The 26,834-nt window shown below is 65.3% G+C and carries 19 protein-coding genes; 9 read left to right on the top strand and 10 right to left on the bottom strand.

All coding sequences use genetic code 11. The features are described from left to right. Positions 1-366: 366 nt before the first annotated feature. Complete coding sequence (locus OTERR_RS09040) at positions 367-753, top strand: YkgJ family cysteine cluster protein (RefSeq protein WP_149426493.1); 387 nt, start codon at positions 367-369, stop codon at positions 751-753. Here OTERR_RS09040 and tal read toward each other — a convergent pair. Next, positions 723-1,781 (bottom strand): transaldolase, encoded by a 1,059-nt coding sequence (tal, locus tag OTERR_RS09035; protein WP_149425547.1) that lies wholly within the window; start codon positions 1,779-1,781, stop codon positions 723-725. The two genes, OTERR_RS09040 and tal, sit on opposite strands and share 31 nt — an antisense overlap. Positions 1,782-1,941: 160 nt before the next feature. On the opposite strand from tal, the gene OTERR_RS09030 reads away from it, so the two are divergent. Continuing rightward, positions 1,942-2,160 (top strand): RNA-binding S4 domain-containing protein, encoded by a 219-nt coding sequence (locus OTERR_RS09030; RefSeq protein ID WP_149425546.1) that lies wholly within the window; start codon positions 1,942-1,944, stop codon positions 2,158-2,160. A 9-nt stretch (positions 2,161-2,169) separates the two neighbouring features. Here the strand turns inward: OTERR_RS09030 and nfi are convergent, their stop codons facing one another. The 4 genes from nfi to lplT all read right to left on the bottom strand — a co-directional run bounded on the left by nfi (position 2,170) and on the right by lplT (position 7,673). Next, complete coding sequence (gene nfi / locus OTERR_RS09025; protein WP_149425545.1) at positions 2,170-2,838, bottom strand: deoxyribonuclease V; 669 nt, start codon at positions 2,836-2,838, stop codon at positions 2,170-2,172. A 1-nt stretch (position 2,839) separates the two neighbouring features. Next, positions 2,840-3,964 (bottom strand): alkaline phosphatase family protein, encoded by a 1,125-nt coding sequence (locus tag OTERR_RS09020; protein WP_187775205.1) that lies wholly within the window; start codon positions 3,962-3,964, stop codon positions 2,840-2,842. A 75-nt stretch (positions 3,965-4,039) separates the two neighbouring features. After that, entirely contained in the window at positions 4,040-6,367 is a 2,328-nt protein-coding gene (locus tag OTERR_RS09015) for a diguanylate cyclase (protein WP_149425543.1), read from the bottom strand. 43 nt (positions 6,368-6,410) lie between these two features. Next, positions 6,411-7,673, bottom strand: coding sequence for a lysophospholipid transporter LplT (gene lplT / locus OTERR_RS09010; RefSeq protein ID WP_054620771.1), 1,263 nt, complete (start codon positions 7,671-7,673; stop codon positions 6,411-6,413). 200 nt (positions 7,674-7,873) lie between these two features. Here lplT and alr point away from each other — a divergent pair, with 200 nt between their 5' ends. The 7 genes from alr to typA all read left to right on the top strand — a co-directional run bounded on the left by alr (position 7,874) and on the right by typA (position 18,904). Then, entirely contained in the window at positions 7,874-8,959 is a 1,086-nt protein-coding gene (gene alr / locus OTERR_RS09005; RefSeq protein WP_149425542.1) for an alanine racemase, read from the top strand. Next, positions 8,959-10,320, top strand: a complete 1,362-nt coding sequence (radA, locus tag OTERR_RS09000; protein WP_149425541.1) for a DNA repair protein RadA — start codon at positions 8,959-8,961, stop codon at positions 10,318-10,320. Before alr ends, radA begins: the two co-directional genes overlap by 1 nt. A 28-nt stretch (positions 10,321-10,348) precedes the next feature. Beyond that, positions 10,349-12,859 carry an ABC transporter permease gene (locus OTERR_RS08995; RefSeq protein WP_149425540.1) on the top strand — a complete coding sequence of 837 codons (2,511 nt, stop codon included), beginning with the start codon at positions 10,349-10,351 and terminating at the stop codon, positions 12,857-12,859. 437 nt (positions 12,860-13,296) lie between these two features. Next, entirely contained in the window at positions 13,297-15,456 is a 2,160-nt protein-coding gene (locus OTERR_RS08990) for a YgiQ family radical SAM protein (RefSeq protein WP_223116056.1), read from the top strand. 87 nt (positions 15,457-15,543) lie between these two features. After that, positions 15,544-15,975: a group II truncated hemoglobin gene (locus tag OTERR_RS08985; RefSeq protein ID WP_149425538.1), complete on the top strand. Its 432-nt coding sequence runs from the start codon at positions 15,544-15,546 to the stop codon at positions 15,973-15,975. Between the two features lie 164 nt (positions 15,976-16,139). Beyond that, entirely contained in the window at positions 16,140-17,036 is an 897-nt protein-coding gene (locus OTERR_RS08980; protein ID WP_187775204.1) for a VirK/YbjX family protein, read from the top strand. A 20-nt stretch (positions 17,037-17,056) separates the two neighbouring features. Beyond that, complete coding sequence (gene typA / locus OTERR_RS08975; RefSeq protein WP_149425536.1) at positions 17,057-18,904, top strand: translational GTPase TypA; 1,848 nt, start codon at positions 17,057-17,059, stop codon at positions 18,902-18,904. 122 nt (positions 18,905-19,026) lie between these two features. Here the strand turns inward: typA and OTERR_RS08970 are convergent, their stop codons facing one another. From OTERR_RS08970 to OTERR_RS08950, 5 genes are all read right to left on the bottom strand, one after another. After that, positions 19,027-22,293: an EAL domain-containing protein gene (locus OTERR_RS08970; protein WP_246154090.1), complete on the bottom strand. Its 3,267-nt coding sequence runs from the start codon at positions 22,291-22,293 to the stop codon at positions 19,027-19,029. A 223-nt stretch (positions 22,294-22,516) separates the two neighbouring features. Then, positions 22,517-23,593 (bottom strand): GTP 3',8-cyclase MoaA, encoded by a 1,077-nt coding sequence (gene moaA / locus OTERR_RS08965; RefSeq protein WP_149425534.1) that lies wholly within the window; start codon positions 23,591-23,593, stop codon positions 22,517-22,519. Between the two features lie 169 nt (positions 23,594-23,762). Continuing rightward, on the bottom strand, positions 23,763-24,323 hold the full coding sequence (gene efp, locus OTERR_RS08960; RefSeq protein ID WP_054620779.1) for an elongation factor P: 561 nt from the start codon (positions 24,321-24,323) through the stop codon (positions 23,763-23,765). Between the two features lie 37 nt (positions 24,324-24,360). Continuing rightward, positions 24,361-25,557 (bottom strand): elongation factor P maturation arginine rhamnosyltransferase EarP, encoded by a 1,197-nt coding sequence (gene earP / locus OTERR_RS08955; RefSeq protein WP_149425533.1) that lies wholly within the window; start codon positions 25,555-25,557, stop codon positions 24,361-24,363. Next, entirely contained in the window at positions 25,544-26,818 is a 1,275-nt protein-coding gene (locus tag OTERR_RS08950; protein WP_425466012.1) for an Eco57I restriction-modification methylase domain-containing protein, read from the bottom strand. The genes earP and OTERR_RS08950 overlap by 14 nt, the downstream gene beginning before the upstream one ends. Positions 26,819-26,834 lie beyond the last annotated feature (16 nt).

Here is a 26,834-nt window from a genome sequence, read left to right as displayed (position 1 = left end):
TATGAAGACCGTGACGGTAGTGCAGGAGGTTCAGCACTTGATGTTGGGTATGTGGGCCCGGAGTGTCTGGCTGTAAGCCTGCGCGGGCGGTTCACTTCAATACGCTGCCGATTAAGCGCGATGCGCCCGACTTGACTCGAGACAAGCATCCCGTGCATCCCACCGTTGCGGTGGCAGGGGCGGGAAAGCCCGCGATGTGGCCTCTGCAGTGTGATCGAGCAGTGCGGTTTCCACCATGGAAGTTGGCGAAACTGCTCTGCATCGGTCAGGCAACAAGGCGTGAATCCGGGCAAAACGGCGGGTGCGGCTGGGCTACAATTCCAGCCGTTTTTTTGCGCTACAGGCCCCGTTGTGACCGTTTCAGCCATGCCCCCAACCACTGCCCTCAGTCCATGCCAGCAATGCGGCGCTTGCTGCGCTGCCTTTCGCGTGGATTTTCATCAGGCCGAGGGTGAAGGGGGAGGGTTGGGCTATGCCGGCGGAGTGCCACGGGAAATGGTTGTTCCGGTGATCGGTACGCTGCTGCGCATGAAGGGCACCGACGAGAATGAGTCCCGCTGCGTGGCCCTGTCTGGCGAAGTGGGCAAGGAAACGAGGTGCACCATTTATGCCCAGCGCCCCAGCCCATGCCGTGAGTTCAATCCCTATGCGGCTCTGGGGATTGGTGACGAGGCTTGCACCCGGGCACGGCGGCGGCATGGCTTGCCGCCGCTTGAAGAAAATCAGGCTACCAGCGCCAGCAGTTTGGCGTAGGCCTCGTCGAACTGGGCCAAGCCGGCCTGTTGCAACTCGTCGCCGAGCTGATCCAGGTCGATGCCGGCGGCTGCTACCCGGGCCAGTACCTGGCGGGCTTCAACCCAGTGATCGGTGAGGCGCGCTTCGGCTTCGCCATGGTCGCGGAACGCGGCCAAGGTGGTGTCGGGTACGGTGTTGATGGTGTGGGGGCCGATCAGTTCTTCGACGTAGAGAACGTCCCGGTAGGCCGGGTTCTTGGCCGAGGTCGAGGCCCACAACAGCCACTGGGGCTGAGCCCCGAGTTCCGCCAGGGGGGTGAAGCTGGAACGGATCTCGTCGATCCATTGCGCATAGGCCATCTTGGCGCTGGAAATGGCCGTTTTGCCTTGTAGGTCGGCCGGCAAACGGGTGTCGATGGCGGCGTCGATGCGGCTGATGAACACGCTGGCGACCGAGGCGATGCCTGTAAGCGCCAGTCCTTCGGCCCGGCGCCGTTCCAGGCCGCGCCGGTGGGCCGCCTGTACGCCCTGCAATTGGCGGTTGGAAAAGATCAGGGTGACGTTTACGTTGATGCCGGCGTAGATGGTGTCTTCGATGGCCTGGAGACCGGCCGGAGTGGCCGGGATCTTGATCATGGCGTTGGGCCGGTCGATCGCCTGCCAGAGCCGGCGGGCGGCGGCGGCTGTGCCCGCGGCATCATGGGCCAGCAATGGCGAGACTTCGAAACTGACGAATCCCTGGGTCCCCCCCGATGCCATGTAGACGCCTTGGAACAAGTCGCAGGCCTGGCGGATATCCGGCAGGGCTAGCGCTTCGAAACGGGCTTCTGCATCCGTGATGCGCGGCCGAAGTTCGGTCAGGGCCTGCTGGTAGGTTGGGTCGTTCTTGAGCGCGTTGTAGAAGATGGCCGGGTTGGAGGTCACGCCGGCAATGCCGTCCTCGTCCGCAAGCCGGGCCAGTTCGCCGGAATCCAGGAGGTGACGAGTGAGGTTGTCGAGCCAGAGCTGTTGGCCGAGATCGGCCACGGAGAGGAGTCGGGAGGACATGATGGCAGTGAAGGTCGTTCTGACAGGGCGCAATAACGCTTGATGAAGCCCGGCAGTGTAGCGGGGATTTTTTCCTGTCATTTGGTTTACATCAAGGTCGGGACGGGGGGGGCAAATCTGCGACAATCCGCCCATTCAACGTATTTCCTAGGAAATTCCCATGATTACCTTTCCCGTCCGCGGCGATTACATCCAGCTCGATCAACTTCTCAAAGCCGCCAGCCTGGTCGAATCCGGTGGGGAGGCCCATAGCGCGGTGGAAGAGGGGCTGGTGAAGGTTGATGGCCAGGTGGAAAGCCGCAAGCGCGCCAAGTTGCGCCCGGGGCAGCGGGTTCGTTTTGGCGCCGAAGAAATCCTGCTGGTGGCCGAAACGGATTGAGCCGGTGCGTTAGCCGGAAGCGAGCCGGTGCGCTGCCCGGGTCGTCTCGGGCAGACGGTAACGGCGGGTACAGGCCATGGTCAGCGCCAGGGCCGTAGGCAGGCTGATACGGTGGCCGATGGAAATGAACAAGGGGGCGACGCCCGAGCGGCTGCGTAGCACCGCGCCGATGGTCTCGCCCTTGTGCTCCAGGGGACTCCAGGCACCGCGCTCCTGGCCGGGCTCCACATAGGTGCCGGTTAGACGGGTCTTGCCCACCCCTATGGCAGGAAGATCGGTCAGTACGCCAAGATGACAGGCCAGACCGAAGCGGCGCGGATGGGCCAAGCCTTGGCCATCGACCAGGAGCACTTCGGGGAGTGCGGACAGTTGGGCGAGTGCCGCCAGAACGGCCGGTGCCTCGCGGAACGACAGCAATCCGGGGATGTAGGGAAAGGTGGTGGGTAATCGCGCTATTGCCTGCTCGACTGGCTGCAGGTCGGGATAGGAGAGTACGGCCACCGCCGCCCGGGTGATTCGCCCCAGGTCTTCGAAGCCCACATCAACTCCCGCGACCCGGGTCAGTTCCGCCAAGGCAGGGAGTCGGTCGGTGGTTTCCACCCGTGGTGCCTGCCGACGCTGCCAGGCAATGGCCTCGCTTGGGGTCAGGCCTTCCGGGTGGGGAGCGGAGGCGTGCATCTCATTGCTGCCATAGATCGAAGCGGCAGAGCGGCACCATCCGTTCTGCGTCGCTGACCCCGCCGTGCATGCCGGGCAGGCGGTAGTCGTCCTCGCCGGCTAGCCGATCACGCAGGGTCCAGTCGTCGGCCAGGATCAGGGCAAGATCGCCCAGCCGCTCGGCCAGGTCGGGATGATGCGGGGGGGGGCCGAACCAGCCATCCCGGATCAGATCGACACTGGGCACGCACCACAGGGCATGGCCATAGCGCTCCTGCATGCCGGCGCAGAATGTTTCGCGGCAGCCGGGCTTGAGGTGTACGTAGCTGACCCGACGCTCTCCCGACAATGGACGGGCCAACATAGCCGCCAGATCGGGGCTGTCATCCAAGTCGATCAGCCGGTCGGCCGGTGCGGCGATGAACCCGTGGTCGGCGGTCACCAGCAAGGTGGCATTGGCCCCCTGGACGCGGCCCAGAAAGCCGGCCAGGGCTGTCTCCAAGGACCGCAGGGTGGCTACTGCAGCCTCCCCGTCGGGGCCGACCTCGTGGGCCTTGCTATCGAAATCGGGCCAGTAGGCGTAGATGTAGCTGGGTTCCGGGGCCGTCAGGGCGCTTTCGATGGCCGCGAACATCTCAGGCAGGGCGCGGTAGCCCGTGCGCTTGGCTTGTCCGGACAGCCGTCGGTTGAAGGGCGAGTCGACGATCCAGGCGGGGGAAATGATTTCGACCGGGCAGGGCAGCCGGTCGGCCAGGGGCGGGGCATCGAGCAGCTGTTGCGCCCACTGTTCGGCCTCGGGAGCCGGGCCGCGCACGCCGCGGCGGCTCAGGGGCAGGACGGCCAGTTGCGTGGCGATGGCGGAAAACCAGACATGCCAGCCGGTAAGCCCGTGCTGCCCTGGTGGAAGGCCGGTGAGGAAAGTGCCAACGGCGCTGGCGGTGGTGCTGGGAAAAACCGATTCAAGGGTGGCGATGCGGTGCGAATCGAGCAATCCGCCCGTCAGATGGCGGCGCACCTGGGCTTCGCCGACGCCATCGGCCACCAACAGCACGATATGGCGTACCGGTGCCAGGGCTTGTGCCGGCAAGCAGTCCAGGGGGGGGCAGGGAAGACCGGTAAAGCCCCGGGCGGTCGCCACGGTGGCCATGAGGTTGGCTAGACCGGACCGGAATGCCGGAGGACGGGGTAGCTGTTGGGAAGGCATGACGGAGCGGCGGCGACCCTAGACGAGTTGCGGTAGCGCCGTTTGAGATTTTGGGCCCCCCAGGCTGAGGGGCGGCGCCCCGACTGCGCGATTCCGCCCGGAGCCCTTGGCCGCGTAGAGTGCCCGGTCGGCCTGCTGAATCAGGGACTCCCCGTCGGTGCCGTGCTCGGGAAAAGACGCGACGCCCAAGGAGACGGTACAGCGCAACTGTTCTGCGCCGGCGGGCAGATTGCCGCCGGGGGAAAGGGTCAGGGCTTCCACGGCGCGGCGGATCGATTCGGCCCGTTCCAGCGCGGTGGGCAGGGTGGCGCCGGGCAGGATCAGAGCAAATTCCTCGCCGCCGTAGCGGCAGGCCACATCGCTGGCACGGCAGACATCGCGCAGGATTTCGCCAAGCTTCTGCAGGACCGCGTCGCCGGCTTTGTGGCCGAACCGGTCGTTGAGGTTCTTGAAATGGTCCATGTCGAGCATGATCACGCTGACCGGCGATGCATCCCGGTTGGCGCGAACGATTTCCCGTTCCAGGGTTTCATCCAGGTAGCGACGGTTGAACAGGCCGGTCAGTCCATCCCGTACCGCCTGCTCCTGGAGGGTGGCCTGTAGGGCCCGGATTTCTTCGAGTTGGCGGCGCAAGGTGAGTTCCAACGCTTTGCGCGCCGTGATGTCGTTCACACTGATGAGGATAGCCGGGCCATCGCTGTAGGTGGACAGGACGGCGGAAAAAATCGCCCAGAAGATCCGTCCCTGGCGGTCGCGCAGACGGATTTCCCGATTTTCCAGCGTGCCCTGCCTCATCAGCAGGCCAATAATCTCGTTCCATTCGTCTGGATCGGCGTAAAAATCCGGAGCGAAGGGGGCGTGGGCGGCGGCGGCGTCTACCCCGAGGAGGCGCTGGGCTTCCCGGTTGGCAAAGAGGATTTCGCCGTTTTCCGCCCGGGCAAACACCAGGGCAAAAGGCGCCGTTTCGGCCAGCATGCGGAAGCGCCGCTCATTGTTCTGTAGTTCAAGCTGCAGCCGGCGCCGTTCCTCGACGTCGCGTACCACCACCACGGCGCCCCGGGGATTGCCTTGGCCGTCGCGCAGCAGGCGTCCGTTGGATTCGATGGTGAAGTTCGGACGCTGCGGTGCAATGGCCGTCAACTCCAAGGGTGGCGGGTGGTTGCCGGCGATCAGTTCGGACAGCTGATTGGCCCACAGGGCGCGGGTGTCCAGGGTCAGGAACTGGCAAAAGGTCATGCCTTCGAGCAGTACGTCCGGGGAAAGGCCGAAGAGCAGGTTCGTCTGGGGGGAGGCGAAGGTGATGGTTCCTTCCAGGTTGGTCATCAGGATGGCGTCGGGGCTGGTCTGCACCACGGTTTCGAAAACCTGCTCCGAGGTTTGCAGCTTGCGCGACTGTTGCTCGACCCGGGCCGTCAGGCTGCGGTTGGCTTCACGCAGGGCTCGGGCAGCATGGCGTCGTTCGGCAGCCATGGCACCGACCACCAGACTGGTGAAAATCAAGGAAATGGCCATCAGTCCGGTCGTTTCCAGGGGGCGGCTGTCGGCCCCGAAATAGAACACGCCCCGATGCAGGACGGCCCCTATCAGGGCGATGGTGCAACTCAGGGCCAGGAGTGGCTGGGCAACTTGGGGAGGGTGACGCCAGGCCAGCCAGAGTGCGGGAAAGCTGAGAAGGAACGGGAGCCCGGCGAGGATTCCCCCCCGGCCCGGCAGGACGAGAAAGAAGAGCAGGGCCAGCGCCAGGAGGAAGGCGCCGATCAGGAAGCGTTCCTGGCGGAGGATCTCGGGCGTCTGGTGGTCCGGCGAGGCGGGGTGGAGCAGGGCGAGGAAGGCGGGGGCGGCGAGCAGGGCGCCGGCGGTGTCGCACAGCCACCAGGCAAACATCCGGCGCAGCCATTCGGCCATGCCGAGACCGGCGGCGGAAGTGACGACGGTGGCCCCGATCAGGCTGGTAACGAGCGCATGCAGTATCACGCCGCCGATGACGAAGGCTGCGACGGCACGGCGCCGGGCAAAGGGGAAGGACGATGGATCGAGGCGGCGCATGGCGCGCCAGCCCAGGTAAGGGCCAAGACTGTTACCGGCGGCCAGGACCAGCGACGTAACGGTGCTGGCATCAATGGCGTAGCGGTTGATCAGGAAGGCGCCCAGTGCGATGCCGGGCAGGGCGGTTACGCCGCGCAGGACCACTGCGACGAAGGCCACGGCGGCAGGCAACCAGAGCGGGGCGGGGAATAGGCCGTGTTCGGCGAAGAAGCGCAGCGTGACCAGGCCGAGGCCGAAATAGGCTCCGGCGATGACGATGCTATCCCTCAGGCGGCGGGGCCAGAGGAGCGGTTCGGACAAATACGGACTCCGTGTGGACTTTTATTTGTCCTAATTGTCCGTCCTAATGGGGGGAGTCGTCCAGATGGGCTACGTCGTCGTGTTTGCGCTGGTTGAGCAGGTGCCGGTAGCGCACCAGGGTCATGGCTGCAGCGACGAACAGGCCAAACAGGGTGATGACGGTGAAGACCGAAAGATCGGCGCGGATCATCAGGGCATACAGCCCGGTCATGACCAAGATCGACAGGTTCTCGTTGAAGTTCTGTACGGCGATGGAGTGGCCGGCGCCCATCAGGATATGCCCCCGGTGCTGGAGCAGGGCATTCATGGGGACAACGAAGAAACCGGAGAGGGCGCCGATCACAACCAGTAATGGCACGGCGACTTCGACCGTCGTCACATAGTTCATGATGATGACGACCAGACCCATGACGATGCCCAGGGGAATGACCCGCACCGATTTGCGCAGGGTAATCCACTTGGCCGCCAGGGTGGCGCCTAGCGCCACGCCGACGGCGACCACGCCCTGGAGCATGGACGACTTGGAGAGGTCCAGGTGCAATGCCGCGTCGGCCCACTTGATGACGATGAACTGGAGCGTAGCGCCTGCCCCCCAGAAAAGGGTGGTGACCGCTAGGGAAATCTGGCCGAGACGGTCGCGCCACAGTAGCGCCAGACAGTGCCCGAATTCATGCAGCAGGTAGATCGGGTTTTTCTTCAGGGGCTTGTGATCAACCCCGGTGTCGGGAACGTACAGATTGAAGATGGCGGCGACCAGGTAGAGCAGGCCCACCACCACGAGGGCCATTTCGGTGACCGTGTCCACCGGGGTGTCGATCACGGGCATGTCGAAGGACAGCAGGCTCTGGGCGATTTCCGGCTTGATCAGGAGCCCGCCGAGAACCGTACCGAGAATGATTGCGCCGACGGTGAGGCCCTCGATCCAGCCATTGGCGACCACCAGCAGGCGGTGGGGCAGGTATTCGGTGAGGATGCCGTATTTGGCGGGGGAATATGCCGCAGCACCCAGGCCGACCACCGCATAGGCGACCAGCGGGTGCACATGCATGAACATCAGGCCGCAACCCAGGATCTTGATGCCGTTGCTGATGAACATCACCCGCCACTTGGGCATCGAGTCGGCAAAGGCGCCGACAAAGGCGGCCAGGGCCACGTAGGAGACGGTGAAGAACAGCTTGAGCAATGGCTCGTACTCCCGCGGGGCGGACATATCCCGCAGGGTATAGATGGCGGCAATCAGGAGAGCGTTATCGGCGAGCGCAGAAAAAAATTGCGCCGCCATGATGATGTAGAAGCCGAGCTGCATCGAACGAGCCCGAGGGCGGTTTTTAGTGTGCCGGGTTTATACCATGAACCGTCGCGCTTTGTTGTTGCAGTACATCAAGGGGCCAGGAGGTGGCCCAAGGTGGGAGCCAGTGCAATTGCCACTCGCCCGATGCCGTCGGGCCTGCCACAATCTCGTTTTGGTCCGGGCCGAAAAACCGGATCACCGCTCAAGGATGTCCTATGTCTCGCCCCATTCGCGCCCGCATCGATCTGGCGGCGCTGCGTCATAACTTTGCCATTGCCCGCCGCTATGCCGGTACCGCGCGCATTTTTGCCGTGGTCAAGGCCAACGCCTACGGCCATGGCCTGCTGCCTTGTGCCCAAGCCTTGGCCGGGCTGGCTGACGGTTTTGCCCTGCTCGACCTGGCCGATGCGGTGGCCTTGCGCGAAGCGGGCCTTCGCCAGCCGATTCTGCTGCTCGAAGGCTATTTCGACGCTGCCGAACTGCCCACCCTGGCCGAATACGGCATCACCACCGCCGTGCATCGTCCCGAGCAACTTGAAGAGATCGAGTTGGCCGGTCTGCCACGCAAGCTCGATGCCTTCATCAAGGTCAATTCCGGCATGAATCGGCTGGGTTTCACTGGCGAGGCGTTGATCGCCGCGGTGCGCCGTGCCACCGCCTCGCCGGCCTTTGCCGACGTGACCCTGATGACCCATTTCGCTGACGCTGACGGTCCCCGGGGCGTGGCCTGGCAGCTCGACCGTTTTCGCTCCATGTTGCCCTGCTGGGCCGGCCCGGTGTCCCTGGCCAACTCGGCGGCCCTGCTGCGCTACCCGGAGGCCCGGGGCGACTGGGTGCGGCCGGGCATCCTGCTCTATGGTTCCAGCCCTTTCGCGGACATTCCGGCGGAGCAGCTGGGGCTGAAACCGGTGATGACCCTGGCGTCGGAAATCATCGGTGTCCAGGAGATCGCTGCTGGCGAGCGGGTTGGCTACGGCGGCACCTTCACGGCCGAACGACGCACCCGGGTGGGTATTGTTGCCTGCGGCTACGCCGACGGCTATCCGCGCCACGCCGGCACCGGCACGCCGATCCTGGTGGGCGGCCGGTGCACCCGGCTGCTCGGCCGGGTGTCCATGGACATGCTGGCCTGCGATCTGACCGATCTGCCGAATGCCGGGGTGGGTAGCCCGGTCACCCTCTGGGGCGAGGGACTGTCCGCCGACGAGGTGGCCAGCGCGGCCGGCACCATCAGCTACGAGCTCTTCTGCGCCCTGGCGCGGCGGGTGCCGGTGGATTTCATCGACGGTGAGGGCAACTGATGGCCAAGGCCAAGACCCAATATGTCTGCACCGAGTGCGGTACCGTCTCGCCCAAGTGGCAGGGCCAATGCCCGGGTTGCAACGGCTGGAACACCCTGGTCGAGAGTCTGGTGGAAAAACCCGGCGCCGGCCGCTTCGAGTCCCTGGCGCCGACCACGGCCCGGGTGCAGAAGCTGGGCGACATCGAGACCCGGGAGGCGGCGCGCCTGCCCACCGGTATCGGCGAATTCGACCGCACCCTGGGCGGCGGCTTGGTGGCCGGCGGGGTGGTGCTGATCGGCGGCGATCCGGGCATCGGCAAGAGCACCCTGCTGTTGCAGGCCCTGGCGCTGCTCTCCAACGACCACCCGGTGCTCTACGTCTCCGGCGAGGAATCCGGCGAGCAGGTAGCCCTGCGTGCCAAGCGCCTGTCCCTGGAAACCGACAACCTCAAGCTCTTAGCCGAGATCAACCTGGAGAAGATCGTCGCCGCCCTGGCCCAGGAAGCGCCCCGGGTGGCGGTGGTGGATTCGATCCAGACTCTGTGGTCCGACGAATTGTCCTCGGCCCCCGGCTCCGTGGCCCAGGTGCGCGAGTGCGCCGCCAAGCTCACTCGGCTGGCCAAGGAGACCGGCACCACGGTGATCCTGGTCGGCCATGTCACCAAGGAAGGCGCCCTGGCCGGCCCCCGGGTACTGGAGCACATCGTCGACACGGTGCTCTACTTCGAGGGCGACACCCACTCGGCCCACCGCTTGGTGCGGGCCTTCAAGAACCGCTTCGGCGCGGTGAACGAGCTGGGGGTGTTCGCCATGACCGACCGGGGGCTGAAGGGCGTTTCCAACCCCTCGGCCCTGTTTCTCTCCCAACACGGCCAGGTGGCTGGTTCCTGCGTGCTGGTCACCCAGGAGGGCACCCGCCCCCTGTTGGTGGAAATCCAGGCCCTGGTGGACACTGCCGTCTCCCCCAGCCCGCGCCGCCTCACCGTGGGCCTGGACCCGCAACGGCTGGCCATGCTGCTGGCGGTGCTGCACCGCCACGCCGGCATCGTCTGCTTTGACCAGGACGTGTTCGTGAACGCCGTGGGCGGGGTCAAGATCGGCGAGCCGGCGGCGGACCTGGCGGTGTGCCTGGCCATTGTCTCGTCCCTGCGCAACCGGCCCTTGCCACAGAAACTGGTGGTGTTCGGTGAGGTCGGCCTGACCGGCGAGATCCGCCCCGCCCCCCGGGGCCAGGAGCGCCTCAAGGAAGCGGCCAAGCTGGGTTTCACCCACGCCATCGTTCCCCATGCCAACCTGCCGCGCCAGCCCATCGAGGGCCTCACCGTGCTGCCGGTGAAGCTGGTGGGGGAGGCGGTGGAACGGCTGCAATCTCTGGATTGAGCCTGGCTGCTTACGCCACGTTGAGCCCATGCGCTTGTCCCTGACGTTTCCCCTGACCCTGCGCCTGCTCTGGCGCGACGCCCGCGCCGGCGAACTGCGCCTGCTGGCCGCCGCCCTGGTGATCGCCGTGGCGGCCTTCTCGGCCGTCGGCTTCTTCACCGACCGGGTGCGCGAGGCCCTGGAGACCGAAGCCCACCAGCTGCTCGGTGCCGACCTGCTGCTGGTGGCCGACCATCCCTGGCCCGACGCGGCTCGGGCCGCCGCTCGCCGCCAGGGGCTGACCCTGGCCGAGACGGTGACCTTCCCCAGCATGGTGAGTGCCGGGGAAGGGGCGGGGGCGGTGACCGAACTGGCCGACATCAAGGCTGCCACCGCCAACTATCCGCTACGCGGCCGCCTGCGTATCGCCGACGGCCCCGGCCTGCCCGACCGTGAGGCCCAAGATGCCCCGGCTCCGGGCAGCGCCTGGCTCGAGGAACGCCTGGCCACCGGCCTGGGGGTGGCGGTCGGCGACACGGTGAGCGTGGGCGGTACCCGCCTGCGCGTGGTGGCCCTGCTCACCCTGGAACCGGACAAGGGCGTCAATTTCTTCGCCCTGGCGCCGCGCCTGCTCATGAACCAGGCCGACCTGGCCGCCACCGGCCTGCTCCAGGAAGGCAGCCGGGCCTCCTACCGGCTGATGGCGGCGGGGCCGGCGGCACGGATCGCCGCCTATCGCGACGCCATGGAAAAGCACCTGGGCCGGGGCGAGCGCCTGGAGGACGCCCGTTCGGCCCGGCCGGAAATACGCTCGGCCCTGGACCGGGCGCAGAAATTCCTCGGCTTGGCGGCCTTGCTGTCGGTGGCCCTGGCCGCCGCCGGGGTCGGCCTGGCGGCGCGCCGCTATGTGCAGCGCCACCTGGACCCCTGCGCCATCCTGCGCTGCCTGGGGGTGACCCAGGGGCGCCTGCTCGCCCTCTACGCTGGCCAGTTGCTCGCCCTGGCGGCCCTGGCCTCCCTGGCTGGCGTGGCCCTGGGCTTCGTCGCCCACTATGGGCTGTACCGGGGCCTGGCCGGGCTGGTCCCGGCGGCGCTGCCGGCGCCGTCCTGGCGGCCCGCCGCCGCCGGCCTGGCCTGTGGCTTCGTTCTGCTGTTCGGTTTTGCCGGCCCGCCGCTGTTGCAACTGCGCCGGGTCTCCACCCTGCGTGTGATCCGCCGTGAGCTGGGTGCCCCGGAAGGTGGCGCCCTGGGTATCGCCTTGGCCGGGCTGGCGGCCCTCTTTGCCCTGATGGTGTGGGTGGCCGGCGAACTCAAGCTAGCGGCCTTCGTCGCCGGCGGCCTGCTCGGCGCGGTGTTGCTCTTCGCCCTGGCCGCCCGGGGGCTGGTGGCCTTCACCGGCCGCCTCGCCCGGGCCGTGCCCGCTGCCGGTTGGGGCTGGCGCCAGGGCCTGGTGTCCCTGTCTCGCCACCGGGGCGCGGTGGTGGTGCAGATCGTCGCTCTGTCCCTCGGGGTGACAGCCCTGCTGCTGCTCTCGGTGACCCGGGCCGACCTGGTGGCCGCCTGGCGCCAGGCGGCACCGGCGGATGCGCCCAACCGCTTCGTGGTGAACATCCAGCCCGAACAACGCCAGGCGGTGGCCCGCTACATGGACCGGGCCGGCCTGGCGGTGGACCTGGCGCCCATGGTGCGCGGCCGGCTCACCGACGTTTCCGGCCGGCCGGTGTCGGCGGCGGACTATGCCGAGGAACGGGCCCAGCGGCTGGTGGAGCGGGAGTTCAACCTGTCCTACGCGGCCGACCTGCCGGCCGGCAACACCGTCACCGCCGGGCGCTGGTTCGCCCCGGGGGAGACGAAGGTGGCGTCGGTGGAGGAGGGGTTGGCCAAGACCCTGGGGCTGAAGGTGGGGGACGACCTGACCTTCTCCATTGCCGGGGAGCCGGTGACGCTGAAGATCATCGGCCTGCGCCGCCTCAACTGGGATTCGATGCGGGTCAATTTCTTCGTCCTTACCCCGCCCGGCGTGCTGGAACCGTTTCCGGCCAGCTGGATCACCAGCTTCCACCTGCCGGACGAGCGCGCCAACGCCACCGCAGCCCTGGTGCGGGCCTTCCCCAACCTGACGGTGATCGATGTGGGCGCCATCCTGCGCCAGATCCAGTCCGTGCTCGACCAGGTGGTTCAGGCGGTGCAGTTCGTCTTCCTGTTCACCGTGGCGGCCGGGCTGGTGGTGCTCTACGGCGCCCTGGTGTCGGCCTTCGACGAGCGCCGCCGGGAGCTGGCGGTAATGCGCGCCCTGGGCGCCCGCAGCGCGCAACTGCGGCGCAGCCTGATGGCTGAATTCGCCGCCGTGGGCGCCCTGTCGGGTCTGCTCTCGGCGGTGGCGGCCCAGACCATCGGCTGGGTGGTGGCGCGCCAGGTGTTCGACCTGGATCTGGCGGTGAAGCCCTGGCTGCCGGTCGCCGCCGCCCTGGCCCTGGCGGTGCTGGTGAGCGCTGCCGCCTCCCTGGGCATCCGCCGCCTGCTCCAGACGCCCGCCGTGGAGGCCCTGCGTAGCGAGTAGGGGAGCGCTTTTGCCGGGGAGGGAAGCGGGCGGTGCGCACATCGCTGCCGTCCCCATCGTCCGGTGGTCGGCGACTTCGGGTAGAATGGAGGCCATTGATTCGCCTCGCTTTCTTGCCCATGGTCGGCCGCCGGTCTTGCTGATTCCGCCGGTTCCATGCCGATGGGAAGTGTGGCACGAACGCCCCGGCCGGGGCGTTGTGTTTTTCCGGGCGCGCCTGGGCGCCACCGGGCACTTTTTTCGACCGGCCCGGTCCCAGCCTGCCTGCCAGGTTCTTTCCCGAGTTTTCTATGCCGTCAGTCAAGGCCGTCCCGGCCGCCTCTCCCGTTGCCTCCGCTTCCCCTGCCGTGCCGTCCGGCCTGACCGCGCCGCCCAAGCCGCTTTTTTCCTACCGAAAATACTGGGCCAGCCGCTTTGGTACCGCGCCTTTCCTGCCCATGAGCCGGGAGGAGATGGACAAGCTGGGCTGGGATTCCTGCGACATCATCCTGGTCACCGGCGACGCCTACATTGACCATCCCAGCTTCGGCATGGCCCTGATCGGCCGGCTGCTCGAGGCCCAGGGCTTCCGCGTCGGCATCATCAGCCAGCCCAACTGGCATTCGGCCGAGGACTTCAAGCGTCTGGGCAAGCCCAACCTGTACTTCGGCATCACCGCGGGCAACATGGATTCCATGGTGAACCGCTACACCTCGGACCGGAAGATCCGCTCCGACGATGCCTACACCGCCAACGCCGAGCCCAACAAGCGCCCCGACCGGGCGGTCACGGTCTACGCCCAGCGCGCCCGGGAGGCCTATCCCGGCACGCCGATCATCATCGGCTCGATCGAGGCCTCGCTGCGCCGCATCGCCCACTACGACTACTGGAGCGACAAGGTGCGCCGTTCGGTGCTGCCCGACTCCAAGGCCGACCTGCTGCTGTTCGGCAACGCCGAGCGGGCCCTGGTGGAGGTGACCCACCGCCTGGCCAAGGGCGAGCCGGTGGAGTCGATCCGCGACGTGCGCGGCACCGCCTTCATGGTGCCCCGGGGCTGGAAGCCCGGCGCAGACTGGAGCGAGCTGGATTCCCGCACCGTGGACACCCCGGGCAAGGTGGAGGCCCACAAGGACCCCTATGCCATGGAGGAGACGCCGGCTAGTGGCGGCTCCTGTGCGACGGGTGAGGGCAGTAGCGCGCCCCAGGCACAGACGGTCCGCATCGTCAGCAAGGAGGAGCGCCTCGCCGCCCGCCGTGCCGAGCGGGCCAAGACTGTGCTGCGGCTACCCTCCTACGAGCAGGTGGTGGACGACCCGGTGCTCTACGCTCATGCGTCCCGCACCTTTCACCTGGAAGCCAACCCCGGCAACGCCCGCTGCCTGGTCCAGGCCCATGGCGAGCGGGACGTATGGCTCAACCCGCCGCCGATCCCCCTCACCACGCCGGAAATGGATGGGGTGTACGGTCTACCCTATGCGCGCAATCCCCACCCCAGCTACGGCAGGGCCAAGATTCCGGCCTGGGAGATGATCCGCTTCTCGATCAACATCATGCGCGGCTGCTTCGGTGGCTGTACCTTCTGCTCGATCACCGAGCACGAGGGACGCATCATCCAGAGCCGCTCAGAGGAGTCGATCCTCCATGAGATCGAGGAAATCCGCGACAAGACCGAGGGCTTCACCGGCACCATTTCCGACCTGGGCGGCCCTACCGCCAACATGTACCGGCTGGCCTGCAAGGACAAGAAGATCGAGACGTCGTGCCGGCGGCTTTCCTGCGTCTTCCCCGACGTGTGCGAGAACCTCAACACCGACCACAGTCACCTGATCCAGCTCTACCGCAAGGCCCGGGCCATTCCCGGGGTGAAGCGCATCCTGATCGGTTCGGGCCTGCGCTACGACCTGGCGGTGCGCTCGCCGGAATACGTGAAGGAACTGGTCACCCACCACGTCGGCGGCTACCTGAAGATCGCCCCGGAGCACACCGAGGAAGGCCCGCTCAACAAAATGATGAAGCCGGGCATCGGCACCTACGAGCGCTTCAAGCAGATGTTCGAGAAGTTCTCCAAGGAGGCGGGCAAGGAGCAGTACCTGATCCCGTACTTCATCGCCGCCCACCCGGGCACCCGGGACGAGGACATGCTCAACCTGGCCCTATGGCTCAAGCGCAACAACTTCCGCCTCGACCAGGTCCAGACCTTCCTGCCTACTCCCCTGGCGATTGCCACCGCTATGTGGCACACGGAAAAGAACCCGCTGCGCAAGGTTGGCCAGGACAGCGAGACGGTGCCCATCGTGCGTACCGGTCGCCAACGCCGCCTGCACAAGGCCTTTTTGCGCTACCACGATCCTGAGAACTGGCCGATGCTGCGGGAAGCCCTCAAGGACATGGGCCGGGCTGACCTGATCGGCAACGGCAAGAAGCACCTGATTCCGCTCTTTCAGCCCGCCGGCACTGGCCTGGGCAGGGGTGGCTGCAGCCGTGGCGGCGCTGGCCGGGGGCCGGCCAAGCCGGGCCAGTCCCGCCCCGCGCCCCGGGGCGGTTCACCGACCGCTCCCCGCAACGCCAAGCCTGGCGTGGCTTTCGGCAAGGGGCCTGTGAAGAACCGCGCCAAATAAGGCGCTGCGGGCACGCCTTGTGAAAGTGCCCGTCCCTATTGGGTTTCCAGCCATCCATTTTTTTGACTAACCGAATCCGTTGATCCGATGAGCGACACCAGCGCAGCCACCCAGACCCCGCAACGCGACGACAGCGCCGAGGTCACGCCCTACGACCTGATCGGCGGCGAGGCCGCCGTCCGTGCCCTGACCGACCGCTTCTACGACCTGATGGACCTGGAGCCGCGCTTCGCCGAACTGCGCGCCATGCATCCGGAGGATATGGCCGGCGCCCGGGACAACCTGTTCTGGTTTCTGTCCGGCTGGCTGGGCGGCCCCCAGTTGTTCGTCGAACGCAAGGGCCACCCCATGCTGCGCCGCCGCCACATGCCGTTTTCCATCGGTGAGAAGGAGCGGGACCAGTGGGTCCAGTGCATGGTCCAGGCCATGGAGGAGGAGGGCGTCGACGATGCCCTGCGCACCCGCCTGGCGGTGTCCTTCTTCCAGACCGCCGATTTCATGCGCAATCGGGAAGGTTGACTGTCGGCAGAATTAGGTCAGTGTCATGTCAGTTACAATTTTTACAATCTGGATACAATAGCTTTTGCATCCAGAATTAATTGACATCAATTAGAAAAATAAATGGGTTGTACCCTGGGTTCGGTTGGCGCCCTTGGCGTAATCGAATCAAGCTGGGTACCCGCTTGTTGCTTGGCTACTCGCGTACTTTGGCGTGGTGGCGCTTTCTCGATCAGCCCGCCCTGCAGCTAATTGCCCAGCAGCATGGCACGCTCTTCGAAGCCATTCATCGCCCCTACCTGCACCGCAACTGGTCAGGCAAGCAGCGCTACCGCGCCCTGCTTGGTCACTACTGCCTCTTAGGCAGTCTGAGTGAGTTGCGTCTCTATGATGCGCATCGCCACCCGGTGAGCCTGTTTTCTGGCGAGTTTGGAGGGCGGCGCCTCGAATTGGCGCTGCACAAGGACCAACGTTTCTGCCGCGAGGGGGAATTGGCCATGAGCCTGTTCGTCGACGGGCAGCGGCGCCTTTCCCTTGCATTCATCCTGGCCGAGCAGGAGGGACGCCGGGCCCTCTATGTGGGCTGCCTACAGGGTTCGCGAGGCGATGGATGCCGGGAAACCCTGGCCGAATGCACTCGCGCCATGCACGGCCTGCGCCCCCGCGACTTGTTGCTGTGGGCATTGCGCCTGCTGGGTGAGGCGATTCACGCCCAGGATATTTACGCCGTTTCCCACCGCTTTCAGCAGTATTCGAGCGCCCATTACATCTTTGGCGGCGGAAAGAAAATCCAGGCCGATTACGACACGGCATGGACCGAGGCCGGCGGTTTGCTGCTGCCCACTGGTTTCTTCCATCTGCCGGTGAAAGTGCAGGAGCGCTGCTTGTCCGAGGTCAAGTCGTCGAAGCGGGCGATGTATCGCCGCCGCTACGAGATGCTTGAGGCAATGCGCCACGATTTCCTGGCCAAACTGCATCGGGGGCAGCCGGGTGAGGTGGTGATCGAGGCTCCTTGCGCGACTGCGCATTCCTTTCCGATCAAGCCTGTAGCGCCGGTTTCTGCTATAATCGCGCCCTTTTGATTTCGGCTGAAACCCTCTCCATGTCCTCCGTCCGTCCCATCCGCAACGTCGCCATCATCGCTCACGTCGACCATGGCAAAACCACCCTCGTCGACAAGCTCCTCCAGCAGGCCGGTACCTTCCGCGCCAACCAGCAGGTGGAAGAGCGGGTCATGGACTCCAACGATCTGGAGAAGGAACGGGGCATCACCATCCTCGCCAAGAACACCTCGGTGGATTACGAAGGTGTGCACATCAACATCGTGGATACCCCGGGGCACGCCGACTTCGGTGGTGAAGTGGAACGGGTGCTGGGCATGGTGGACGGCGTGGTGCTGCTGGTGGATGCGGTTGAAGGCCCCATGCCGCAAACCCGCTTCGTCACCAAGAAAGCGCTGGCCCTGGGCCTCAAGCCCATCGTCGTGGTGAACAAGGTGGACCGGGACGGTGCCACCCCCGACAACGCGGTTGACCTGACCTTCGACCTGTTCGACAAGCTGGGCGCCACCGACGAGCAGCTGGACTTCCCGATTGTTTACGCGTCCGGCCTGAACGGCTGGGCCGCCCTGTCCCTGGACGCGCCGCGCGAAGACATGCGCCCCCTGTTCGAGACCATCCTGAGCCATGTGCCGGCTCCCGATGCCGACCTCGACGGCCCCCTGCAATTCCAGATTTCCGCCCTCGACTACTCCAGTTACGTGGGCCGTATCGGTATCGGCCGCATCAAGCGCGGCCGGGTCAAGCCGGGCCAGCAGGTGCTGGTGATGTTCGGCACCGAGGAAGAGGCGGCTGCCCACGAGCGCAGCACCATCAAGGCCAAGATCAACCAGGTGTTCGGCTACAAGGGCCTGAACAAGGTGGAGCTGGACGAAGGCCACGCTGGCGACATCGTCCAGGTGACCGGTATCGAGGATCTGGTGCTGGGTTGCACCATCACCGACCCGGATCATCCGGAAACCCTGCCCCTGCTCAAGATCGACGAGCCGACCCTGTCCATGCAGTTCATGGTCAACACCTCGCCCCTGGCTGGCACCGAAGGCAAGTTCGTCACCAGCCGTCAGATCCGCGACCGCCTGCATAAGGAACTGCTCACCGACATGGCGCTGCGCGTGGATGACACCGCCAACGCCGACGTCTTCGACGTGTGCGGCCGGGGCGAATTGCATCTGTCGATCCTGCTCGAGAACATGCGCCGCGAAGGCTTCGAAATGGCCGTGGGCCGTCCCCGCGTGGTGACCAAGACCATCGACGGCGTGGTGTACGAGCCGTACGAGATGCTCTCGGTGGACGTGGAAGAGCAGCACCAGGGCGGCGTCATGGAATCCCTCGGCCTGCGCCGCGGCGACATGCAGGACATGGTGCCGGACGGTCGCGGCCGGGTGCGCATCGAATACCGCATCCCCGCCCGGGGCCTGATCGGCTTCCAGGGTGAGTTCATGAACCTGACTCGCGGCACCGGTCTGATGAGCCACGTGTTCGACGAGTACGCGCCCACCAAGGAAGGCCAGGTGGCCGAGCGCCGCAACGGCGTGCTGATCTCCCAGGACGACGGCGAGGCCGTGGCCTACGCTCTGTGGAAGCTGCAGGATCGCGGCCGCATGTTCGTCAATCCGGGCGATAAGCTGTATGAAGGCATGATCATCGGCATTCACAGCCGCGACAACGACCTGGTGGTGAACCCGATCAAGGGCAAGCAGCTGACCAACGTGCGTGCTTCCGGCACCGACGAAGCGGTGCGCCTGGTGCCGCCGATCCAGCTGACCCTGGAGTCCGCCATCGAATTCATCGCCGACGACGAGCTGGTGGAAATCACGCCCAAGTCCCTGCGTATCCGTAAGCGTCACCTCAAGGAGCACGACCGCAAGCGTGCCTTCCGCGAAGGAAACTGATCGCTGGGTAATTCCGCATCAAGCAAAACGGGCGAGTCATGGACTCGCCCGTTTTGCTTTGTTGTGCTGGCAGTGTGATGGCCAGGATATGCGGAAATCGTGACCGCAGTAGCGCCTGATGCTCAGGCGGTCTTGCCAGCGGGGATCGCGGCGGCGCGGTGCTCGGCCACAAAGGCTTCAAACTCGGCGACCGGCAGGGGCGGGCTGAACAGGAAGCCTTGCATGGCGTGACAACCGATGTTGGTAACGAAATCCCGTTGCGCGGGGGTTTCGACCCCTTCGGCAACCACGGTGAGGCCCAGGCTGCGTCCCAGGGACAGGGTGGCGGAGGTGATGGCCACATCTTCGGCATCGGCGGGCAGATCGCGGATGAAGGAGCGGTCGATCTTCAACTGGTCGAGTGGATAGCGTTTCAGGTAGGCGAGGTTGGAGTAGCCGGTACCGAAGTCGTCCAGGGAGAGACTCAGCCCCAGGTCCTTGAGGTTGGCAAGCTGGCGTTCCGTATCGTCGGTCGGTTCCATCAGCGCGCTCTCCGTCAGCTCCAGCTCCAGGCCGTTCGGGTCGGCGCCGGTTTCCGCCAAGGCACGCCTGACCAAGGCCACGAAGCCGCTGCGACGGAACTGCAACGCCGAGATGTTGACCGCGATGCGGGGGATGATCAGCCCGGCCTTGCGCCAGGCGACCTGCTGGCGACAGGCTTCCCTCAACACCCAATTACCGATGTCGACGATCAGTCCCGATTCCTCCGCCAGGGGAATGAACTGGATTGGTGGCACCAGACCCTTTTCCGGATGGCGCCAGCGTACCAGCGCTTCGGCGCCAATGATCCGGCCGCTACCGGCGGCGATCTGCGGTTGGTAATACAGGGCCAGTTCGTTGCGCTCTACTGCCCGGCGCAGCTGATTTTCCAGCAGCAGGCGCTCATAGGCGCGGACGTCCATTTCCGCGGTGAAAAACTGGAAGGTGTTGCGACCCCCTTCCTTGGCGCTGAACATGGCTGTATCGGCATGTTTGACCAAGGTGTCGAAGTCGGTGCCGTCCTCGGGGAAGACGGCGATACCGATGCTGACGGTTACCGTCAGTTCATGTTCATCGATAGTGAAGGGCTGGGCGAACTGGTCGACGATCTTGCGGGCCACGACAGCCGCCCGGGCGGGAAAGTCGATGTGGGGGATGAGCAGCATGAATTCATCGCCGCCGATCCGCGCCATGGTGTCCTCGTCGCGGATGCAGCTGCGTAACCGCTCGGCAGCAACGGTAAGCAGGCGATCACCGATGGGGTGGCCGAGGGTGTCGTTGACCTTCTTGAAGCGGTCAAGGTCGATGAACAGTAAGGCCAGGGGGTGCTCCTGGCGCTGGGCTGCGGCCAGGGCTTGGTTGACCCGGTCTCGCAACAACGATCGGTTGGGCAGCCCGGTCAGGGTGTCGTAGTGGGCCAGGTAGTGGATGTGGGCTTCGGCCTCCCGTGTGCTGGTGACGTCCTGTAGGGTGCCGACCAGGCGGGTCAGCACATCGTCCTGGTGGCTCGCTTCCAGTTCGATATGGACGAGTAGCGGTGTGCCGCTCGCATCGAGCAGGCGGGTATCCAGAGTGGCCGAGGAGCGGCCGGCACGTAGTTCGGCCAGGGTCGATTCCCACCCCGGCCGTTCTTCGGGAACGAGGCGGGATGCGAGGAGTTCCAGGCTAGGTTCAATCTGGTGCGGGTCCAGGCCCAGCAATCGATAAAGTTCGTCCGACCAGGTCATGCCCGGGGTGGCGTCGGCTTCCCATACCCAGCTCCCAAGCCGGGCAATGTGCTGGGCGTGGGCCAAGGATGCCTGGTTTGCCTCCAGTCGCGCAGTGGCTCGCCTCAGCTCGCTGGTGCGTTGGTCCACCAGCATGCCGATGCGGTGGGTGTGAGCGGTGGTGATGAGCAGAAAGGCACCGAGCAGGCCAAGCAGCAACAGGGCTGCCAGGAGCAGCGACCAGGATTCCCAGCTGCGGTGCCCGGCCAGGTAGCCAGGCCCGGTGGTGAAGCGGATTTCCCATTGGCGACCGGCAAAGGGGAAGGGGCTGTCGTATTGAAAGACGCTGCGGGTTTTGGCCGATTCACAGCCAGGACTTCCGGCCAGGCGCTGCGGTGCCGTGGCGATTGTCCGATCGGTCAGGCATAACTCGACTCCGGGCGGGAGCGAGAAGAGGGGGGCGGCCAGCGTGTCGTCGAGACGGAAGGCGGTGTACACCACACCGCGAAACTGGGGCGGGGTGGAGGCGTCGCGCTGGAACACGCCTTGATAAACAACGATGCTGAGCTTTTTCTCCGGGTCCTGAACGAGTTGCAAGGCTGCCGAGGCTTCAGGTTGGCCGGTTTGCCGGGTATGGGCAATGGCGTGAGTGGATGGGGTGATGGAGAAAAGATTGAGGCCGATCGCCCGGGCGTTGAAGGAGGCAGGCTCCGCATACAGAACGACGAGATACTCGTCGGTTTTTCCCGAAGTGCGTGGTGGTGCGCCTGCCTCGTGGTCGAATACGCGAAACTCGGGCTGGTCTCCCCGGCGCATGCGGGCGGCGAGGTCGGGCAGATTCTCCCGGGGGGACCATTCGGCCCAGCCGACCACGGCCATGCCCGGGTAGCGCTCGAACCAGGGGGCGGTGAATAGGCGGAATGATTCGCGGGAAACCTGGGGACTGGCGGTCAGGTGACGCTCGACCGATTGCAGGATGGTGAGCTGTTCATCGAAGCGGCTGCGCAGCAATTGGGCCTGGATACTGGTGTCGCGATCGAACTGGGTGCGCAGGGTGGCCGTTTCCCGGGTGCTGGCCTGTTGCAGGGCCAGTACCATGAACAGGCCGGCCAGGAGGTAGGGGATGATGATGCCGGCGCGGCGCTGATCCCAGTCGGTCGGACGGGGGCTCAGCAGGGCGATCAGGATCGGGGTGGCGATGATCGAGCCCATGGCATCGCCGATCCACCACGTCCACCAGGTGAAAGGTGCTTCTGCCATCGGGATGCTGCCCAAGGCGACGAGCCACGGCGTTGACCAGGTGGCGTTGACGAGGCAACTGACCGGGCCGCAAATCAGGAGAAAGCGCAGAATCGTCCCGGGCTGTTCCAGGGCGGAGGGAAAGCCCACGTAGCGGCGAACCAGGAAAGCGCCAAACCAGGCTTGCAGTCCAGCCCCTGCGCCGATGCCGAAAGGCGTCAGCCATTGTCTGCCGGAAAAGTTGCCGTCCCCGCCCAGGATCAGCGTGAACAGGGTGGAGCCCAGCCACACGGCCAGGCCCATCCGGTTGCCGTAGAGCAGCACTGCGGCCAGGCCGATTCCCGCCGCGGGGAAGAGGGGGGAGACGATACTGGGTGGAACTGCCAGCTGGGCGCCGAGCCATCCCGCCAGGGCATAAACGAACACCACTCCTGCAAATAGGAGTGGCGAAAAGCGGCCGGCGGCAAGAGGGGGCATAAGGAATAGGCGGAAAAACGGGTTCCGGAAATTACCTGATGCCGAATAGGACATCACGCGGTCAGATGGTATCCCTGCCGCAACGCAGGCAGTAGTGTTTTTTACACGCTAGCTGATGAAAGGTTGCGACCGAGCGGCGAGGGGAGTGGGCGTCTGCGCCGCCGGAAGGATCTCAGCCGCCGGTCATGGACATGAAGCGCACAACCTGGGGGGCCTCCATCTGCGCCGTGAAGTCGTGGGCCTTGGGCTTGATGCCCATGGCGCTCATGATCGCGTCGGTGATGGGCTGTTGTGTGTCCGGGTTGGCGCGTAGCAGCGGCAAGAGTTGCACGGCATCGTTATGGCCAAGGCAGGGGTACAGCTCCCCCTTGGCGGTAATGCGTACCCGGTTACAGGTGTCGCAGAAGTTGTGACTGTGGGGCGAGATGAAGCCAACCCGGGTATCCGAGCCTGGGATGCGCCAATAGCGTGCCGGCCCGCCGGAGCTTTCTGTGCTGGCTTCCAGGGCGAAATGCTGCCCCAGCAGCGCCAGGGCTTCGTCAGTGGAAAAATAGGTGCCGCTACGCCCGTGGCCAATGTCTCCCAGGGGCATTTCTTCAATGAAGGAAATGTCGATGCCTCGCTCCATGGCGTAGCGCACCAGGTTGGGAAACTCGTGGTCGTTGACCCCGCGCATCATCACGGTGTTGAGCTTGACCCGGGAAATGCCGGCGGCCAGGGCGGCGTCGATGCCGCGTAGCACCTTGGCGATGTCGCCGGTCCGCGTTATTTCATGGAAACGCAGTGGATCCAGGGTGTCCAGGCTGACGTTGATGCGCTTCACGCCGGCATCCTGGAGTTCGGGCGCAAAGCGCTCCAGCTGTGAACCGTTGGTAGTCAGCACCAGTTCGCGAATACCGGGGACCTGGTTGATCTGGCGCAGCAGCCAGGTGGCGTCCTTGCGCACCAGCGGCTCTCCGCCGGTGATGCGCACTTTGTAGACCCCTAGGTCGGCGAAGATGCGGACGATCTGCAGGCACTCTTCCAGAGACAGGACCTCGCTGCGCGGCAGGAAGGTCATGTCCTCGGACATGCAGTAGAAACAGCGGAAATCGCAGCGGTCGGTGATCGACAGGCGGATGTAGGTAATCTTGCGCCCGTACTTGTCCAGCAAGGTGCCCGCAGCGTGGCGGGACGTATCCACACGGGGAGGGGTGAAAAGGGATTGCACCGATCCCGTATCGTCGGAGTGAAGCGTTTCGTTATGCATGGGGAAGTCCGCTATCGTTGGCGGCAGGATCGCCTGTTCGGAGGTCGAGGGCCAATGACCAAGGTCAAAAACAGTGACAGCGGGCTGTCGCGTGAATTCCCGCGATTATGGCGTCAGATCAAGAAAAAAGGCAGCCGAGGCTGCCTTTTTTGGCCGAGGCGACATCGGGTTATTTGACCCGGTTGCGGTACTCGTTGGTACGGGTGTCGATTTCGATCTTGTCGCCGATTTCCACGAAGGCCGGCACCGGCAGCTCGAAACCGCTGGGCTTGATGCGGGCGGGCTTCATGACCTTGCCGGAGGTGTCGCCCTTGACGGCAGGCTCGGTGTACTCGACTTCACGCACCACGGAGGTGGGCAGTTCCACGGAGATGGCCTTGCCGTTGTAGAACACGACTTCGCACTGCAGACCGTCTTCCAGGTACTTCAGCGCGTCTTCCATGTTCTCGGCTTCCACCTCGAACTGGTTGTACTCGGCGTCCATGAACACGTACATGGGGTCGGCAAAGTAGGAGTAGGTCACTTCCTTGCGATCGAGCATGACCTGCTCGAACTTTTCGTCGGCCTTATAGACGGATTCGCTGGCGGAACCGGTGAGCAGGTTCTTCAGCTTCATCTTCACCACGGCGGCGTTGCGGCCGGACTTGTTGTATTCGGCCTTTTGCACCACCAGCGGGTCGCTGCCCACCATGATCACGTTGCCGGCGCGGAGTTCCTGTGCGGTCTTCATCGTTGCGTCCTGGGTAAATCGAGGGAATAAAAACCCACTATTTTAACCTGTTAGCGCAAAAACGTACCAGCGCCCCCGCCAGATTTTCCTGTTCAGCCAGGGTGGCGCACCAGGCTTCGGCATGGTGGCGCAGGGTTGGCAGTTGGGCCTGCAGCGCCGCCCAATCCCGGGCTAGATCTGCGCCTTGGCCCAGGGCGCCATTCCAGTGCAGCCAGAAATCGTTCAGCGCCACTGCGGCGTCGGCCGGGAGGCCTTCGCTATAGCGCTGCAGGAAGGCTTTCAGCTTGGTCAGGTGGGCCTGCTCGTCTTGGGGATAGATCAGCCAGACGAACGGACGCCCTGCCCACTGGGCTCGGACGAAGGAATCTTCCCCCCGGACCAGGTTCAGGTCGCAACTCCACAGCAGGCGATCGAAGTCGGCCTGGCGCAGAAAAGGCAAGGGCTGCACTGTCAAGGCGCCCTGGCGGTAGGGGACGCCCAATGGCAGGGGCTGGCCCGACCAGGCCCGGGCGGTTTCCTGGGCCGGGCGGTCGAGCAGGAGCAGGCGGGTCGGTTGGGCCGAATCCACGGCCAGCACCTGGAACAGTTCGCCCAGGACGGGCGTGGCGTAGGCGAACAGGCTGACCAGGCGTTCGCCGGGGGCCAGGGTGATGCCCAGGTCGGCGAGAAAGGCGTCCCGTTCGCCGGCCTGGGGGGCCTGGAAGCGTTTCCGGGCTGTTAAGAGCCCCTGTTCGCGCAATAGGCCGCCGGTCCGCAGCGTGAATCCGGGAAAGAAGAAGTGCTTGTCCAGATTCCAGCGGGGATGGCGGGACACCATCAGGTGACAGTCTTCGACCCAGGCCTCGGCGGACAGGTATTCCAGGTTGAGCCACACCGGTGGCGGGCTCTGGCGGGCCATGGCCCCTTCGACAGCTTCCGGCAGGGGGCAGGCGAACGCCTCGATGACGATATCGCCCAGTTCGGCCGGCAGGGGAAAGGGTGCATCCCCCCGCGGCCAGTGGCAGATTCTTACCCCGGCCAGGGATTGCTCGGGCAGGCTGGGATCGAGGGTCGGTTCCAGGCGGGCAAAGGCAGCCAGGTCATCGACCCAGAGGCGTACTTGCTGACCGTAATCCTGGACCAGTTGGCGGGCGAGGCGCCAGCACACACCGATGTCGCCGTAGTTGTCCACCACGGTGCAAAACACCTCCCAGCGATGGCTGGGAATGGGGCGGATAAGGTCAGGCGTGGCCATCGTCGCCGGATTTGACGGATTCGTCGGATTTGGCTTGTGAGCCGTTGCCGCCGGGCGCTTCGGATGCGGTGCCGGGCAGCAGGCTGCGGAATACCGGCGGCAGCAGGCAATTCTGCAAGCTGCGCTGGCCGAAGATATAGCGTCCGTCGCAGATGAAGCCCACCTCGGCCCAGTCCACCGCGGTGTTGAGCAGTTCGGTAGCGCGCACCAGATCCATGCCCGGGTGGCGCGGGAACAGGGCGAGCAGGGAGCCGTCGAAGTTGGGGCACTCATGCAAGAAGAAAGGATTCTTGCGCCGGGTCTTGCCGTTGACGTAGATGCGCGGCCCGGTCAGGGTCGGCAGGCCGCGGCCCCACTGCCACCAGTTGGATTCGTCGAAACGCTTGATGCGCCGGGTGATCAGGCGGGCCTTATGGGGCTCCAGATGCGGGTGGCGCACATCAAACAGCATGCGCCGGGTTTCGCCGGTTTCGGCGGTTTTCGAGCAGACGAATTCCCGGTTGCCGTCAGGGTGGGTAAACAGGTCGTCGGCCCCAGAGACGGCCCCCACCTTGACGTCGAACAGGGCCGAGAAGGGCAGTCGCTGCTCCTGGTCGCCGCTGGCCAGGAAAAGCAGTTGGCCATCCACCAGGGCGAAGGTGCGTCCGTCGTGCAGGCGGCGATCAAAGCGGCCCTTCTCGAAGCGGAAAATGGCACAGTTGGGCACGGCCCCTTCGAAGATGCGGGCATCGCCGGTTTCGAGAAAGTCGGTGATGGTGCCCTGGGCGAACAGCCAGGTGTTGAGACGCCGCGCTGCGGTGAGCTTGATGAAGTCCCGAGGCACGATGAAGATCAGTTCCCCTCCCGGAGCCAGGTGGCGAACCGCCTTTTCAATGAAGAACAAGAAGAGGTTGGAGCGGGCATCGAACAAGTCGTTCGGCAGGCGTTTGCGGGTGGCCGGCCGGATGTCCTGGTAGCGCACGTAGGGCGGGTTGCCGATGATGGTGGCGAAACGCTCCCGCTCCGGATAAGCGAAAAAGTCGCCGATCAACGCTCCGGGCGGCGCCACCTTGGGATCGATCTCGATGGCCACGCATTCGCCACCTTCGCTGGCAATGGCCCGGCTGAATGCGCCATCGCCGGCCGAGGGCTCCAGGGTGCGGCCCCGGTTGCGGCGCAGGGCCAGCATGACCTTCACCACTTCTGGCGGGGTGAAGACCTGGCCGAGCCCGGCTACGTTGCGAGTGGCGGCGGCAGGAGATGTCGGACGGGGTGCAGGCACAAGAAGGGCGCGGCGA

This window comes from Oryzomicrobium terrae, assembly GCF_008274805.1.
Taxonomy (GTDB): domain Bacteria; phylum Pseudomonadota; class Gammaproteobacteria; order Burkholderiales; family Rhodocyclaceae; genus Oryzomicrobium; species Oryzomicrobium terrae.
Note: the sequence above shows the minus strand (reverse complement) of the source record. Positions and strands in the feature narration are given on the sequence as shown.